Source organism: Cohnella sp., assembly GCF_041641335.1.
Taxonomy (GTDB): domain Bacteria; phylum Bacillota; class Bacilli; order Paenibacillales; family Paenibacillaceae; genus Cohnella.
Window position 1 is genome coordinate 1 of record NZ_JBEPYQ010000086.1, and the last position, 15880, is coordinate 15880.

The window sequence follows — 15880 nt, forward strand, 5'->3', positions numbered from 1 at the left end:
ACGAAAAAGCAATCATAATATTCCTAATATAGGTAATTATGGCGAGTAATTTTTCATGTTAGGTTTGATGCATGAGTAGTGACTTTTTTGGCCTTAGCCGCGCGGCTTGTGTAGCGCGGAGGCACTTTTTTGGCCTTGGCCCCGCGGCATCGGTTCCGCCTAAGCTCCAAAAGTCGAAGAAGGGATTCAACTGCTGATTTTATGAGCCGCTTTGATTCGAAAATAGATTGAGCAGAATGTTGTTGGCTCGCAATCGGCTGATTTTTCGAACTGGAGTTGACTTTTTCGCCGAGAAACGTTAAGTTTTTTTGCAAGACTGGTGTTGTGGTTCTGACTAGGAGCCGCCTTGCGCTGGTCTTATTTTATTTGAATCAATTTCAGGTCATCCGACTCTCGGGTGGCCTGTTCGACCTTGGCAACAAATTCGTGTTAATTCGTGTTTATTCGCTATGGTAAAATAAATAAAAACCCATCTGTCAGTGGAGGGAATGTCGTAGTGGACGAGAGGATCACGGCGTCGGCGCTTAGGCCGGTGGCCGAGTTGAACTACTTGAATGCGATCAACGTGGCCCGTTATCGTGCGATTATGAGGTATGTTTATTTGCAGTATCAGCGGCTCAAATACTGGCTTAAGCCGGAAGAAATCTTCGAGGGCGTGCAGGACTGGGACGTCATAGATGGTTATACGCTTGAGCAGTGCGTCTCGGATCTGGAGCAATTGAAAAGCTGGGGCAATCTGGCCTCCCGTCACGATGGCGGGAGGGCGTTGTCGCTTGAGGAATATATGCGCAAGAAGAGCCAATATCTGCTGACTCCGTATGCGATCGAGATCGAGCGGATGCTTGAAGCGCTGGAGAAGGTGAAAGGGTACGGCGGCTCGCTAGAGACGACCTACTTCGATACGATAGCGGAGTGTATTCAGCAAATTCGCGTAAATGCAGACGGAATGCGGGAAGGCGAGGCGCTGCACAATTGGGAGAAGCTCTACGTGGCGTTCAAGACGATGCACGAGAATGCCGCTGATTTCATCGCCAGCATGAACTCGATTCAGGCGGAAGAGATGATGGCGACGGACGGTTTTCTGGCCATGAAGGAAAATCTCGTCAACTATTTGCAGCATTTCGTAAAGAGTCTCCAACGCAATGCGTACAAGATCGAGGGCCAGCTGCAGCAAATCTCTCCGACCCTTGCCGAGCTTTATTTGTCGCATGTGACAGCGGACGAGCTGCGCAAGCCGCGGCTGGAGGAAGGGAAATCGGCCGAGGAACTGATGAGCGAGTACCGGCAAGGCTGGAGCAACCTGATGCGCTGGTTCGCGGGAGACGCCGCCAACGTCAGCGAGCTTACGCTGCTGGAGAAGGCGACCAAGGACACGATCGCCAAAGTCGTACGCAGCGCGGTGCGCCTTCAGGAGCGCAGGCGCGGCGGGGCGAGCAGGCGGCTGGATCTGGAGCTGGTCGCGGAGAGGTTCGCGGCGATGGACACGCTTGAGGAGGCGCATCGTTTTGCCGCCTATGCGTTCGGGCTGTTTCCGGCCCGCCATCTGCAGGGCGAAGACCGCCGCGAGACGGAACGGGCGGACGCTTCCACCTGGGAGGAGCCGCCGAATATTCGGCTGATCCGTACCCGCAGCCGCAGGCGCGTGCTGAAGGGAGCCTCCGAGCCGATGCGCAGCCACGGCGCGAAGCGGGAAGCGCACCGGGAGCAGGTTCGCGAGCTGCTTGCCGAGGAGCAGGCTTTTACGGAACGGATGCTCGGCTACGGCTCGATCCGGATCGACGAGCTGCTCCGGGTGGACGGGAAGGAGCGGATGCGGCTGCTTCAGTGGATCGGCCGCTGCTCGGCGGTCGAGTCGCGGACGTTCGTTACGGCGGACGGGTGCAGAGTGTCGGTGAGCAAGCCGGAGCCGGACGATACGGCGGTGCTCCGCTGCGAGGACGGCGATCTGTCGATGCCGAACTACCGAATTGAAGTGACGAGAGGGGAGTTTGCGCGTGGCTAAAGGCGGGACGACGTCTTATGCGATCCGCAGAATGCGGACAAGCAAGCGGGCGGACGCGGAGCAATGGAACGAGCGTCGCCGGGCTTGCGCGCACGCTTTGCTGAACCGGACGTGGATTACGAAAGATTCCGATCCGGAAATCTTTTATTGGATTAAAGATCAATATACCGAATTAAGGGACTGGTTTTCGGAGTATACCGGGTTCGTGCTCATCCTGACCCGTACGATGGCCAAGCTGGACAAGTCTCCTCTCGTCGCTCAGCCATGGATGGGAATTTCCGAATTTAGGGAAGTGCGGGATTATGCGTTTTTCACTTATGCGCTGTGGTTTCTCGAGGGAAAGACGGAGCTGGACCAGTTCGTGCTGACCGATATCGTGGAACAGGTAGGCGAGCAGATGGCTGCTGTAGGGACGTCCGTCGATTGGGAAAATTATCAGCATCGGCTCTCGATGGTGCGGGCGTTGAAAAAGCTGCGGCAGCTTGGCGCGCTTGTCGGCATTGACGGAGACGAATCCGAATGGGCGGGTAACAGCGGGCAGAGGAATGTGCTGTACGAATGCTCTCCGAGCACGCGGTACGTGCTTCGGCATTTTCCGCGTCCGCTGGGACAGTACCGGTCGACGGACGACTTCAATGAACTGATCGTCTATCCCGAGACGGCGGACGGGGAGCTTCGCAAACGCCGCCATCGCGTGTTTCGGCGGCTGCTGCTGGAACCGGCCATATCGGACGCGGATTGGCATCCGGACGATTTGTACTATGTGATCACGCAGCGGCGCACGATCATCGACAATATGCAATTCATGTTCGGCATGGAGGGTACCCGTTACCGGGAAGGACTTTATTTTTTCTATCCGGAGCTAAGCGGCGAATGCGATCTGTTCCCTACGGCGGCGGCCGTCTCGGATCTGGCGCTGCTGTCCGCGGGAGAGCTGCGCCGTAGATTGGGAGAGCGGGACTGGTTCGTTACCGAGAAGGGGACGATCGAGCTGACTCGTACGGACATAGAGAGTATCGTGTATGCGTTAAAAAGACATTTCGAGGACTATTGGAGCAAGGAGCATCGTACGATGGGGCTCGCGGAATTAGCGGAAACGCTGACGGCGCACATGTCCGAATGGGGCCTCGGTACGTGGCGGCGGCAAGAGGGCAGTCAGGGAGAACGCTTCGTCGTGTCGGCGGTGCTCTCCCGTTGGAATGCGGATTATTCGTTCGATGAAAGTGAGACGGACAAGGGATGAGAGGGAGAGACTTGGACATGCAGGAGCTGGAGACAAGCGCGCAGCGGCAGGGCCGATGGCAAATGTCGCGCGCAGGCATTCTGAACTTTTGGTTCTATGAAGACGAGGAATTCGCGCTGGAGGACGGTCGTCTCGTCCTGCGGGGAGCCAACGGGTCGGGCAAGTCGGTGACGATGCAGAGCTTCCTGCCGCTCGTGCTGGACGGAGACAAGCGGCCTCATAGACTTGACCCGTTCGGGTCGAAGGACCGCCGCATTGAGTATTATTTGTTGGGGGAGAAGGACGAGCACACGGACAGAACCGGCTACCTTTGGCTGGAATTCCGTCATACGAAGAAAGGGATCTACAAGACGATCGGCATCGGTCTCAGAGCCCGCAAAGGAGCGGCCCAAATCGGCTTCTGGGGATTCGTGCTGGAGGACGGCAGGCGCGTCAACCATAATTTCTGGCTGTACGATCGGGTGCTGGAGCGTGAAGGAGCGGGTAAATTTCCGTTCGATCGCAAGTCGCTGGAGACGAGCATCGGCTCGGGCGGTCAAGTCGTGCAGGAGCAGGGGGCCTATCGCGATCTGGTTAACCGGGCTTTGTTTAACTTCCAGGATCGGGACGCTTATGCGGATCTGCTGCAGCTGCTCGTTCAGCTTCGCAGCCCTAAGCTGTCCAAGGACGTGAAGCCGACGGCGATCTACGAGGTGCTCGTTCAGGCGCTACCGCCGCTGCATGAGGAAGAGCTGCGTCCGCTGTCCGAAGTGATGGAGGATATGGACCAGCTTGCGGACCGGTTGGACGAGCTGAAGCTGCATCAAGCGGAGCTGACGAAGCTGAATCGCAGCTATGAGCAGTACAATCGTTATCACGCGTATCAGAGCGGAGAACGACTCCTGCAAGCGAAAGCCGCCAGCGACGAGACGCATCGCCAGACCGGCGCCTTGTTGAAGCAGCTGCAGGCGGAGTTGAATGAGGAAGCGAGAGTGCAAGAGGATCTGCAAGCTGCCCGAGAGCAAGTTGTGTCGATCGATTCGGAGCTGGAGCTGCTGTCCCGCAGCGAAGCGATGGAGAAGCAGCGAGAACTGGAGCAGGCCGAGCAGGCACTGAAGGAAACACAGCATTACGCAGAGCAGACGCGCAAGCGGCTGGCTTCGGCGCTGGCCAGCCGGGACGCTGCCCAGCATGCACGAGAGAAAGCGCAAGCCGAGATGGCGGAACAATTGACGAATCAGACGAATGCGTTGGAGCATATGGAGGGCCTGGCCGGCGACATGGAATTCGGCCATCATGGCGTGTACCATCACTACTGGATGCCGGAGCCTCCGGAAGAGACCGCATTTGCGGGAGCCTGGCTCAAGGATTTGGAAGAGCATCGCACGGGGTTGACGGAGGCTGTAAAGCTTGCGGATCAGGAGCAGGAGGCGGAGCGCCGGGTCGCCGAATACGACAAGGAGCTTGGTCGGATGCGGGCGCAGCGGGACGAAGCCGAGCGGGCGATGAGAACGGCGGAGGCCTCCGCCGAGGATGCGCTGCATCGCTGGAAGGAAGGCGTGCTGGAGTGGAAGGAAGGACTGCGGGAGCTGAAGCTGGGAGAGCGGGCCGTTCAGCTTCTGTTCGAGGCTAGCGCGGATTTGACCTACGAGCATCAGAACTTGGAAGCGGTGCTCCGGCCGGCCAAGGTGGAAGCCGACGGGCAGAAGCAGTCGCTGGTGGTGCGCAAGCTGGAGCTGGAGCAGCAATCCAGGCGGATCGGGGACGAGGTGCGCAAGCTGGAGGCGGAGAAGCGGGAATGGCAAAGCGCCCGCGAGCCGGAGCCGCCTCGCAGCGAGGCGCGCATCGCGACGCGGAGAGGCTACGGCGCGGCGCAAGGGGCGCCGCTGTTCGAGCTGTGCGAGTTCCGGGGCTCGCTCACGCCGCAGGAGCAGGCTTCGATCGAGCAGACGCTGCTGGCGAGCGGCCTGCTCGATGCCTGGGTGAGACCGGACGGGGCGATCGGCCGGGCGACGGATCAGGACGAGGAAGCGTGGATTGCGCCGGCGCCTCTGGAGTGGGGGTATACGCTGGCGGACGTGCTGAAGCCGATGCCGTCGCAGGAATCCGGCGTGTCGGAGCGAGTCGTGGAGGAAGCGCTGCGTTCCTTCGCGTGGGGAGAGCGGTTCGACGGTTCCGGCGCGCTGTCCGCAGGCTCGGCGCAAGGAGTGACCGTCGGCAGCGACTATTATCAGTTCGGTGCGGTGACGGGGAAAATCGGAGCGGGGGAACGCCGGGCGCAATATATCGGCAAGGAGGCGCGGAGGCAGTATAAGCTGGCCGAAATCGCGAGATTAACCCGCGAGATCGAGGAAGGCGAGCGGCAGCTCGGCGAGTTGGCGGCCGGGATCTCGGCGCTGGAAGCGTCCATGACGGCGATCGACGAGGAGTTGGGACGCTTTCCACTGCATGAGGAGCTTCATTCGGCAGTGAAGGAAGCCTGGAAACGCCAATACGATGCGACGGCCCGCTTCCAATTGTATATGGAGCAGGAAGCGCGCAAGGCGGACGAGCTGCGGGCGCAGCAGGAGCAATGGGCGCAGCTTAAACGGGATTTGATCGCCGCTACCGCGCAGTGGAGCCGGCTGAAAAACGCGAGAACACTCAGGGAAGCGCTGCATGCCGTCTCGAGCTACCGGGAGACCGTCTCCGAGCTGATCGCTGACTGGCGCATTTATGCGCAGGCGGCGAAGCAGGAGGAGAAGCACGCGTCCGATGCCGCCGCCTATGCCGAGCAAGCGGAATACGAGGAGGCGCAGCGCGACGAGCAGCAGGACAAGCTGTACGGCTGCCGCGTCAAGGTTGACCAGCTGCGCAAGCTGATGGAGGAGCTCGGCATCAGCGATCTGCATGAGCGTATCAGCGGGCTTCGCGCCCGCCGCGAGGAGACAGCGAAAGCTCAGCAGCGCCTGGCCGATCTGCGGGCGGATCTGGCCGGCCGTCTCGGCGGGCAGCGCGAGCGGCAAAGGCAGCTGGCCGAGCAGGAGAGCGAACGGCTGGAGCGGCTGGAGCGATCTGAGCGGGCGTTCCGCGAGGAGCTCGGCTTGCAGCTCATTCCCGAGCTGCAGCCTGACGGGGCGGACGGCGAGCTTCCTGCGGTCAACGTTGCGCAGGCGCTGGAAGGCGGCCGGGACGAGCTGATGCGGGCTTGCAGGCAGATTGTGTCCCTGCTCGAGACGGCCATGTCCCGTACGAGCAAGGAGCGGTTGGGGAGCATCTTGCAGGATCAATACAATGCGACCAAGCATCTTCTGGGCGAATACGCGATTGAAGCGGAGATCAGCGAGCAAGGCCGCGTCGCGCTGTGGTCGATGCGGGACCGGACGAGGCCGATGAGGCCGGCGGCATTGCTTGCGGAGATGAACCTGATTCTGGCGGAGCAGCAGGAGCTTCTGAGCGAGAAGGATCGAGAGCTCTTCGAGGAAATCATTTTGCGAAGCGTCGGCAAAGCTATCCGCCAGCGTATTCAGCGCGCGGAGCTGTGGATGAAGACGATGAACAGGCTGATGGCCGAGCGCAATACGTCGAGCGGGCTGAAGCTGCAGCTGCAATGGCTGCCCAAGGCCGCGCAGACGGAGCAGGAGCTGAACAGCGACGAGCTTGTGACGCTGCTGCGGCGAGACGCTCATCTGCTGCACGACGAGGAGGTCGAGCGGCTGATCGCGCACTTCCGTTCCCGGATTCAGTGGGCCAAGCAGGGAGCGGCCGAGGAGAGAGAGTCGCTCCGCAAGCATCTGTACGAGATGCTGGACTACCGGACATGGTTCCAGTTTTCCCTGCGCTACAAGAAGGGAGACGAGGCGCAGTACCGGGAATTGACCGATGCCCGCTTCAACGTGCTGAGCGGCGGGGAGAAGGCGATGTCGATGTACATTCCGCTGTTCGCCGCAACGTATTCCCGCTACGCGGATGCCGCACCCGAGGCTCCTAAAATCATTTCGCTGGATGAGGCTTTCGCCGGGGTGGATGACGAAAATATTCGCGACCTGTTCGGCCTGCTCACGCAGATGGATTTCGACTACATGATGACTTCCCAGGTGTTGTGGGGCTGTTACGACACGGTGCCGCGCTTGTCGATCTGCGAAATTTACCGTCCGAAGGATGCGGGCTTCGTTACGCTGTTCCGCTACCGTTGGAACGGAAAAACGAGAGAGTATATTCCCGACGGAGGAGAGAAGGAGCAAGATGACCGAAGCCCAGTCGAAGCTTGAGGAGGCTGCACGGGCTTATTTCGGACAGTCCGGGTTTCGCCGCTTCCTTGCCGCGCTCCGCGCGAAGTTCGAGGCGTCGGATTCCGGTCCGCGCGGTTATGTGGAGCTGAATCGTCCGACGGAGGAAGAGTTCGAGGCGCTAGACGGCTTCTATGGGACTTACACGCCGGATCGAAGCCAGCCTGTCTATCGCTACTCCATACGTCGATTCGAACGGTTAATGCGCGCAAGCCGTTTTCAAATGTCGATTCCGGAGCTGCTGCGGATTCTGTACGGGTCGGAGGTGCGGACGCGCGGCCAGCAGAGAGCGGCGTCCGCGGAGTCGTGGGAGACGATGATCCGAGAAGCGATGGAGCCGCTGCGCGCATCCGGCGTTCAAGCTCCGAGCGGAGAAGCGCGAGAAGAGGGAGAGGCGGGAGAAGCGGACGAGACGGAACGCGAGCTGCTATCTTGCAGAGGGCGGATTGCGGAATGGGTGGAAGGCATGCGGGAAGAGACGTCTCCCGGCGTGCGGATATTGCGCAAGCTGTTCGTGTCCGGGCCGGAGGAGGGGCTTACGAATGCCGTTCGGGCGCTGCTCGCATTAGCTGAGGCGCAAGCCCGATCCGGTCCCCAATCGGAATGGGAGCCGATCCGTCTGCCCGTCCTCTCCGCGCAAGCGACGGGCGACGCCCATGCGCTGGATTGGAAGCATCCGACGGGGCGATTATTCTGGTGGGGATTGGTCGCCTGCTTCCATTCTCGCGAGGCGGAATCGTTCGTATCCTCCGCGGCTTACTCGGACACACACATGGAGGCCGAGGAGGATTCGCTTGGAAAGGAGCCCAGCGAACCGAGCCTCTCGCAGGCTCAACTGATTCGCGAAGGTTATCGCCGGGGAGGCGTGGCGGACGACGACCTGTCTTCGCAAGTGATAATCTTTGCGCCGGGATGGGACTTGCGCTGGGAAGAACGGGTGCTGACGCTGCGGCAGGTCGAAAGAATGGCGGGGACGTCCTCAGGGACGCTGCGCTGCTCCGCAGTATACGCGGTGGAGAATCCGTCCGTGTTTGCGGTATTGACGGATGCGGCCGTGAAGCGGCACGAGCAAAATTGGACTAAAACGCAAGCCCCGGCCCGGGCGGCAGAGGAACTGCCGCTTCTCGTCTGCGTAAACGGGCAGCCGAGCGTAGCCGTAGTGAAGCTGCTCGAGCTCGTTCTTGGCAACCTTGCGCAGGACGGTCCGCAGGTATGGTATTCGGGAGATCTGGATGTTAAGGGACTGGAGATTGCCATCGGCATGCAGCAGCGTTTCCCGCAGCGCTATCGCCCTTGGAGGATGGATTCGGGACACTACAATCGCTATTCCTATCGTGGGATTCCGCTTACGGAGGCGGAGAGGCAGCGCCTTGAAGCTGCCGACATTCCATGGGAGCCGAAGCTGGGGAGCGTTATTGCGGCTGCGGGATTTAAGCTGCATCAGGAGCTGTGGGTGGACGAATTGGAGCGCGACTGGCTCGATGCAGTCGAACAAGCTTTGTATTAAACTGACCTAGGACGATCGATCATAAAGTTTGGAAGTACGCCCCGATTTGACGTTTTCATGACGTCTTGTCGGGGCTTTTCGTTTTTTCTCCGTTAATGTGATTCGTATCACGAACTCGAATTCCCGATCCGCTACGATAACAGCAGAACCATTATTCATCGAAAGGGGCGTTCGGCGATGGAGTCCGTGAAACCGAAGCGCGAAGAGGATCGGAACGATGAGGTCCATTCGCAAAAAGGAACTTTATTTTCCGTATTCATGCTTGGAGCTTTTATTGCTCTTTTGTTCGTTGCGGTGTTCGGTCTGTACATGTCGAGAGTGTAGCCGGAGGGAGGGATTAAGATGAAGCTGAAAATGCACCGGTATGAAGAAATATGGTTAGTTTGCGGCATTTCCCTGATTGTCGTATTTATGCTCATCACCGGATACCAGACGTTCGCTCTGGATATGGGGCCTCCGAGTCATATGGAGACGATCGATCCGCAGAAGGTGGACGAGACGGCTCCGTTCGACAAACCGGGCGTGTACAAGATCGGAGAGGACGAGTACGAAGTAGTCCTGTCGTTGGAATCGTTCGTCTTTACTCCTGCGGACATCGAGATTCCCGCGGGCTCGACCGTGCATTTCATTTTGACTTCCAAGGACGTGACGCACGGCTTCGAAGTGGCGGGCACCAACGTCAACGCGATGGTCATGCCGGGCTACATCCAGAAAATCACGCAGAAGTTCAGTAAAGCGGGCGAATATTTGATCGTCTGCAACGAATACTGCGGAGCCGGCCACCAGTACATGAGCACGATCATCAAAGTCGTATAGAGGAGGCGAGTCGATTGAATAAGCTGTTGGGAGCCCAGCCGAAGGACGCGGCCCTGTCGAGAACGTATTTGTTCGTAGCCTTCGCGGCGCTGCTGCTGGGCGGCATCATGGGATTGCTGCAAGCGACGGAACGGGCAGGATGGTTCGAAATGCCAAGCTGGTTCACTTATTATCAAGCCTTGACGACGCATGGCATCGTGCTGGTCGTCGTGCTGACCGCGTTTTTCACGATCGGTTATTTCTACGCGGCGTTGTCGCACACCTTGGGCGGCCTGCTGACTAAAGTCCGGAAAATGGCGTGGATCGGCTTCGCGCTGAAAATCGTCGGCTTCGTGTTCGTCGTCATTCCTGTCCTGATGAACAAAGCTACCGTTATGTATACGTTCTATCCGCCAATGAAAGCCTCGCCTTATTTCTACATCGGTTTGGTGTTTATCGTGCTGGGCGTGTGGATGTGCGCGTTCGGGGCGTTCGTTCAAGTCGCGACCTGGAGAAAGAACAATCGCGGACAGCATCTCCCGATTCTATCCTTCTTCGCCACCGGCGTGTTCGTGCTTCTGTTCTTCGGCAGCCTCGGCGTGACGGTAGAAGTGCTGACGCTGATCCCTTGGGCGTTCGGATGGACGAAGACGGTCAACGTCATGGTCAGCCGCACGCTGTTCTGGTCGTTCGGGCATACGCTGGTCAATATCTGGTATTTGACGGCGGTGTCCGCCTGGTACGTCGTCGTGCCCAAGGTAATCGGCGGAAGAAGGTTCAGCGACGTGCTGACGAGATTCGTCATCATCGCCCTCGTCATCACGAACATTCCCGGAGGCTTCCACCACCAGATTATCGACCCGGGCATGTCGCAGTCGTTGAAATTCATGCACGTCTTCATGAGTCTGGTCATCGGCATTCCTTCCATGATGACGGCGTACGCCATGTTCTCCGTCTTCGAGCGCCGCGGCAGAGAGCTTGGGGGCAAAGGACTGATCGGATGGTTCAAAAAAATGCCATGGGGCGACGTCCGGTTTCTGGCCCCGTTCATCGCGATGGTCGCGTTTATTCCCGGAGGAGCGGGCGGTATCGTACAGACGACGAACCAGCTGAACCAGGTCGTGCACAATACGCTGTGGATCGTCGGCCACTTCCATCTGACGGTCGGCACCTCCGTCATTCTGACTTTCTTCGGCATCAGCTATTGGTTGATTCCGTTCGTCTCCAAACGCGTATTGACGCCGCGCATCAACAAGCTGGGAGTCATCCAGACGATCTTCTGGACGATCGGCATGCTGATCATGACGTTTGCGATGCACATTTCCGGCCTGCTCGGCGCTCCGCGCAGAACTTCCTACACAACGTACGGGGATCATGCGGTCGCGGCCAGCTGGGATCCGTATACGATCCTCGTCGTGATTGGCGCGGCGTTCCTGCTGGTCGGAGGGGCTCTTCAACTGTATGCCGCTTACTACTTGATGTTCCGCGCGCCCAAAGGCCATACCGAATTTCCGCTCGCGGAAGCCGAAGAGAACGCTTCAGCCACCCCGTACTGGACCGAACGCTGGGGCCGCACGATCATAGTGATGCTGCTGCTCGTCGCAATGGCTTACGTCGCGCCGCTGGTCAACTTTATTGCCAACGCTCCGCCGGGGTCTCCTCCTTTCGTCACCTGGTAGGCGGTCGGCATGAAGAGCCTTCGTCCGAATTCATTTGCGACGTTTGCCGTCCTTCTATTCGGAATCGCGTTGTTTTATTGGGGGACCGACGGATTTACCGCCTATACCGCGGAGTCGGCCAGAGTGAACCGGCTGCTCGATGCCCGTCCGACGTTTCCGCAGACGACGTTCGAGGACAGCAAGGGGCGAAGCTACTCCATCTCCGAGTTCGAAGGCAAATACGTGTTCCTGACCTTCTTCTACTCGGCCTGCTCGACGGTATGCGTCCAACTGGAAGGGAATATGGGACGGGTGTACGAGGCGGTACCCGCCGAGCGGCTCGGGCGAGAGATCGTGTTCCTGAGCGTCAGCTTCGATCCGGACAGGGACGACCCTGCGAGATTGGAGGAGTATCGGACGTTCTTCGACAGCGACGGGGAGACGTGGCGGATGGCCAGAGTTTCCGATCGGGCGGAATTAGATCGGCTGCTGGACGAGTTCGGCGTCATCGTTATCCCCGACGAGAGCGGCGGCTTCGCGCATAATTCCGCCTTCTACCTCGTCGATCCGGCAGGAACGCTAATCGACGTGATGGACTACACCCGGCCGGAAGAGGCGGCCAGCGAAGTCGTCCGAATCCTCGGCCAGGAAAGGGGGAACGGAGGATGAAGCAGTCCGTATACGGGCTTGCGCTGTTCATTCTGCTGGCTCTTCCCCCTGTGGCCGGCTTGATGGAATCGCTTATGATCGCGCACATGCATATGCAGATGCCGCTATTGGTCGCTTCCGGCTTCCTGATGGCGAAGTACGGGCAAATCCGCTTTCCCCGGTTCTGGGAGCGCTGGAACGTCAACGGCGTTCCCGGCATCCTGCTGTTCGCGATCGTCGCGGTATACTGGATGCTGCCGCGCGCGATGGACGAGGCGCTGGCCTTCCCCGCAATGGAGGCGTTCAAGTTCGTCAGCCTGTCGCTCCTATGCGGCACGCCGCTGAGAGACAGCTGGCCCAAAGTCGGCTATGCGGCCAAAAGCGCGGTCATAATCGGCTTCACGCTGCTCTTCGCCGGAATGGGGCTGCTGTACGTCATCGCTCCCGTGCAGCTCTGCAACAATTACTTGCTGCTCGAACAGATCGCGCTCGGCTGGGGCTTCCTGACGACGGCGATTTGCATGGTCATTTTCATGATCTATCACGCGTTTACGCGTCATTCCGCGTATGAATGACGCCTCTTTTGAATATAGAGTATCGACAACCGCGACCTCTAACGGCCGCTCAAATTGGTTGGCTGAACGGCCGCGTTTGCCGGCTCAATTCCCGGCCAGCCAGCGATCGATCTTCCCGTACAGCTGATCGGGATCGAACGGCTTGGTCAAAATATCGGTCATTCCCGAGCGGAGATAGAGTTCGTGGTTTTCCTTGAAGGCGTCGGCGGTCAGCGCCACGATCGGCAGAGCGCGGTGCTGCGGGTTCTGCCGAATGCGGCTGACCGTCTCGCAGCCGTCCATGACCGGCATATGGATGTCGATCAGCAGCAGATCCCACGGTTCCCGTTCGAGCAGCTCGAGCACTTCGAGACCGTTGTCCGCTACACCGACGACGTAACCCTTGTCCTTCAGCAGCTCGACGACGATGAGCTGGTTGATCTCGTTGTCTTCGCCGAGCAAAATTCTCCTCGCTCCTTCAGGCGGTTGCGGCACGGGATCGGACGAGTCGGAACGTTCCGGCGCCTTAAGGGCGTGAGGATGGCCGGATGCCGCTGCGGGAGATGGCTCGGGGGAACGATCCGGCGCCGCTTCCGGCGATAGACCGGAGCGGTACGGAGCCGCCGAAGCGGCGGCCTGCTTCCGGCCGCTGCGCAGTTCCCGCCAGGAGGCCAACGCCTCGGCGAGATGCTTGCGGCTGACGGGCTTCAGCAGCATAAGTGCATGCTCTTCCGCATCGACGCGCTGAAGCAGGAGGCCGCGCGTATGCGCGCTCGCGAGCGTCAGCACGGGGATGCCCGCCTTGCGGGCCGCGTCGACGAGCGAGTCCCAGCGGCCGGTCCGGGCGTCCTCCTGCGAGAAGTCGACGATCAGCAGATCGGCCTGCGGCAAGCGGCTCGGAGAGTCGAAGACGCGCAGTCCTAACGACGTCAGCATTCCGGTTACGGACGCCAGGACGATCTCCGAGCTCCCCGCGACGATCGCGCTGCTCTGCACCGACGATGCCTGCTCGGGGGCGTCTTGCCCGGCGTCCAGCTCGCAAGGTAGCTCGAAGGCGAACAAGCTGCCTTGCCCGGACTCGCTTCGAACTTGAATCGAGCCGCCCATCCGTTCGATCAGCTGCTTGCTGATGACGAGCCCGAGCCCCGTTCCGCCGAATCGTCGGCTGATCGAATCGTCGGCTTGCGTGAACGGCTGGAACAGCCCCGCCAGCTTGTCCGCCGGAATGCCGATGCCCGTGTCTTGCACCGAGCACTGCAACGAACAGCTGCTCTCGCCGATCGGCACGGCTTCCACGTACACGCGCACGAAGCCGCGGGAGGTGAACTTGATCGCGTTGTTGCACAGGTTGAGCAGCACCTGCCGCAAGCGAAGCGGATCTCCGACGAGCCGGTCCGGCGTACCCGGGGCGACGTCGAAGACGATATCGACGGGCTTCTCCCCGATGAACGTTCCGACGACGTCGGCTGCTTCGGCGAGCCAGTCCTCGACGGAGAAGGGCACGCACTCGATCGAGATTTGGCCGGCTTCGATTTTGGAGAAATCGAGAATTTCGTTGATCAGCGCGTTCAGCGTTCGCGAGGAGGAATGGATTTTGTTCGCGTAGTCTCTCTGAACGGCGGACAGCGGCGTATCCAGCAGCAGCTGGCTGACGCCTATAATGCCCGTCAGGGGCGTTCGGATCTCATGGCTCATGTTGGCGAGGAACCGGCTTTTCGCTTCGCTGGCTTTGTCGGCTTCCTTCCTCGCGATCAAATCGGTGAGATCGTGGATGGTCGCGGTGACTCCGGAGGCGGCCGATCCGGCCGGAACGCTGGGGGATAGCGTCAAAGAATAAGCACGGACCGATTCGCCGTCCGCATGCTCCCACTCCCATTGTTGAGAGGTCCCTTCGCTCAGCGTCATCTCGACGGCGGCGTTCCACTCGTCCGTCCGGTCCTGGAACAGGAAGTCGGTTAACCGGCGGCCGCGGATTTGCTCCGGCTCAAGCTGCAGCAGCCGGCATAGAGAGCGGTTGACGGACGTAATGGAGCCGTCTCTGTCGAGGCCGATAATGAAGTCGTGCGAGCTTTCGACAAGCGTCCGGTACCGTGCTTCCTCCTCCGCGTGTCTCTGATCGGCCTTCTTCCGGTCGGTGATGTCGATCGCCGTCCCGATAATCTCGGACACGTATCCGTCGGGGGCGGAGATCGGCTGAAGCGTGACGAGCAGCGTCCGGCTCGCAATCTCGGCGGCTAGATTGCCCGGAAAGTAGAATCCCGACGAAGATTCGAGCTCGAAGCTGACGCTCTCCCCCCGCCAGGCCTTCTCCAGATGCGCCTGGGTCCTTTGGGCGGCTTCCGGGGACAGCAGCTCCTCGGGCGAGCGTCCGATGGCGTATTCCGGCCGTACTCCCAACTGCTCCAGAAGCTGTCCGCCGAGCATGGAGTAGACGAACTGATCGCCTTGCCGGACCATTTTGAAGGAAAAGCCGTTCTGCATGCGCACGATGTCCAGCACGTCCTGCTGCGCTTGCCGCAGTCGGCGGTCCAGCGTTCGTTGTTTGTCGAAGAAATTCATGATTGCCGCGATAAGCAAGGCGTTAAGGGCGCAGATCAGCAAGAAGGGAGTCAGCGTATCGTAGAGAGGAGCGGGATAGATATATTGGAATACGACGAAGTAGCTGGCGAGCATGAGCGCGATCATGGCGCTCCATTGCGCGGTGAAGCCTCTGACCCGGCGAACGACCCAGCCGCATAGAATCGCCAGCAGGTGCATCACGACGAGAACGGACCAGAAGACGTCGGGGTTTTGCAGCGATCGGAAGACCGTAATGATGGAAGCCGTGATGAAGGCGGCGGCCGGGCCGCCGATGTAAGCGGCCAACAGGACGGGGAGCATGCGCAGGTCCAGGACGTTCGCGACGCTGTTGAAGTTTGCGTCGATTCCGATCGTGATCAGGGTAACGGAGATGATGCCGTGCGCGGCCGCCACGGACAGCTTGAACTTCCAGGAGTCGGGGCGCTCGTAGCTCGCGTAGAAGTGTCCAGCCAAGAAAGCGAAAGCGATCAAGATCGCGGAATTCATGATCAGATCCCGTAATAAGATGCTCATCGCACCACTCTCCTTGCATGAATACGTCCGGTCATACCTCATTCTCGGAGATCCCCCGTTTTTCCTGCTTGCGAACCCGTTCCTTCGACAACATTTTCGACAAAAAATCCTCGGTCTTAGGCACCTTGACCGG

General features: G+C 59.6%; 9 protein-coding genes. 8 read left to right on the forward strand and 1 reads right to left on the reverse strand.

The window, feature by feature from the left end; translation table 11 throughout:
• Window positions 1–496 precede the first annotated feature (496 nt).
• From ACESLM_RS23520 to ACESLM_RS23555, 8 genes are all read left to right on the forward strand, one after another.
• Window positions 497–2002 (forward strand): TIGR02677 family protein, encoded by a 1506-nt coding sequence (locus ACESLM_RS23520; protein ID WP_372635065.1) that lies wholly within the window; start codon window positions 497–499, stop codon window positions 2000–2002.
• A complete protein-coding gene (locus ACESLM_RS23525) occupies window positions 1995–3245 on the forward strand; it encodes a TIGR02678 family protein (protein ID WP_372635068.1) in 1251 nt (416 codons plus the stop codon). Before ACESLM_RS23520 ends, ACESLM_RS23525 begins: the two co-directional genes overlap by 8 nt.
• 17 nt (window positions 3246–3262) lie before the next feature.
• Entirely contained in the window at window positions 3263–7474 is a 4212-nt protein-coding gene (locus tag ACESLM_RS23530; protein WP_372635070.1) for a TIGR02680 family protein, read from the forward strand.
• The gene (locus ACESLM_RS23535) at window positions 7449–8999 is read left to right on the forward strand and encodes a TIGR02679 domain-containing protein (RefSeq protein ID WP_372635073.1); all 1551 of its coding nucleotides are present in this window, start codon (window positions 7449–7451) and stop codon (window positions 8997–8999) included. Before ACESLM_RS23530 ends, ACESLM_RS23535 begins: the two co-directional genes overlap by 26 nt.
• A 342-nt stretch (window positions 9000–9341) precedes the next feature.
• Window positions 9342–9815: a cytochrome c oxidase subunit II gene (locus ACESLM_RS23540; RefSeq protein WP_372635076.1), complete on the forward strand. Its 474-nt coding sequence runs from the start codon at window positions 9342–9344 to the stop codon at window positions 9813–9815.
• Window positions 9816–9829: 14 nt separating this feature from the next.
• The gene (locus tag ACESLM_RS23545) at window positions 9830–11473 is read left to right on the forward strand and encodes a cbb3-type cytochrome c oxidase subunit I (protein ID WP_372635079.1); all 1644 of its coding nucleotides are present in this window, start codon (window positions 9830–9832) and stop codon (window positions 11471–11473) included.
• A gap of 9 nt (window positions 11474–11482) precedes the next feature.
• A complete protein-coding gene (locus tag ACESLM_RS23550) occupies window positions 11483–12121 on the forward strand; it encodes an SCO family protein (protein ID WP_372635081.1) in 639 nt (212 codons plus the stop codon).
• Window positions 12118–12675 (forward strand): hypothetical protein, encoded by a 558-nt coding sequence (locus ACESLM_RS23555; RefSeq protein ID WP_372635084.1) that lies wholly within the window; start codon window positions 12118–12120, stop codon window positions 12673–12675. The genes ACESLM_RS23550 and ACESLM_RS23555 overlap by 4 nt, the downstream gene beginning before the upstream one ends.
• 84 nt (window positions 12676–12759) lie before the next feature.
• Here the strand turns inward: ACESLM_RS23555 and ACESLM_RS23560 are convergent, their stop codons facing one another.
• Window positions 12760–15747 (reverse strand): ATP-binding protein, encoded by a 2988-nt coding sequence (locus ACESLM_RS23560; RefSeq protein ID WP_372635087.1) that lies wholly within the window; start codon window positions 15745–15747, stop codon window positions 12760–12762.
• Window positions 15748–15880 lie beyond the last annotated feature (133 nt).

Excerpts from the sequence above, each read along its gene's own strand:
- ACESLM_RS23530 (WP_372635070.1), top strand. The coding sequence starts at position 3,263 with ATGCAGGAGCTGGAGACAAGCGCGCAGCGGCAGGGCCGATGGCAAATG.
- ACESLM_RS23535 (WP_372635073.1), top strand. The coding sequence starts at position 7,449 with ATGACCGAAGCCCAGTCGAAGCTTGAGGAGGCTGCACGGGCTTATTTC.
- ACESLM_RS23540 (WP_372635076.1), top strand. The coding sequence starts at position 9,342 with ATGAAGCTGAAAATGCACCGGTATGAAGAAATATGGTTAGTTTGCGGC.
- ACESLM_RS23550 (WP_372635081.1), top strand. The coding sequence starts at position 11,483 with ATGAAGAGCCTTCGTCCGAATTCATTTGCGACGTTTGCCGTCCTTCTA.
- ACESLM_RS23555 (WP_372635084.1), top strand. The coding sequence starts at position 12,118 with ATGAAGCAGTCCGTATACGGGCTTGCGCTGTTCATTCTGCTGGCTCTT.
- ACESLM_RS23560 (WP_372635087.1), bottom strand. The coding sequence starts at position 15,747 with ATGAGCATCTTATTACGGGATCTGATCATGAATTCCGCGATCTTGATC.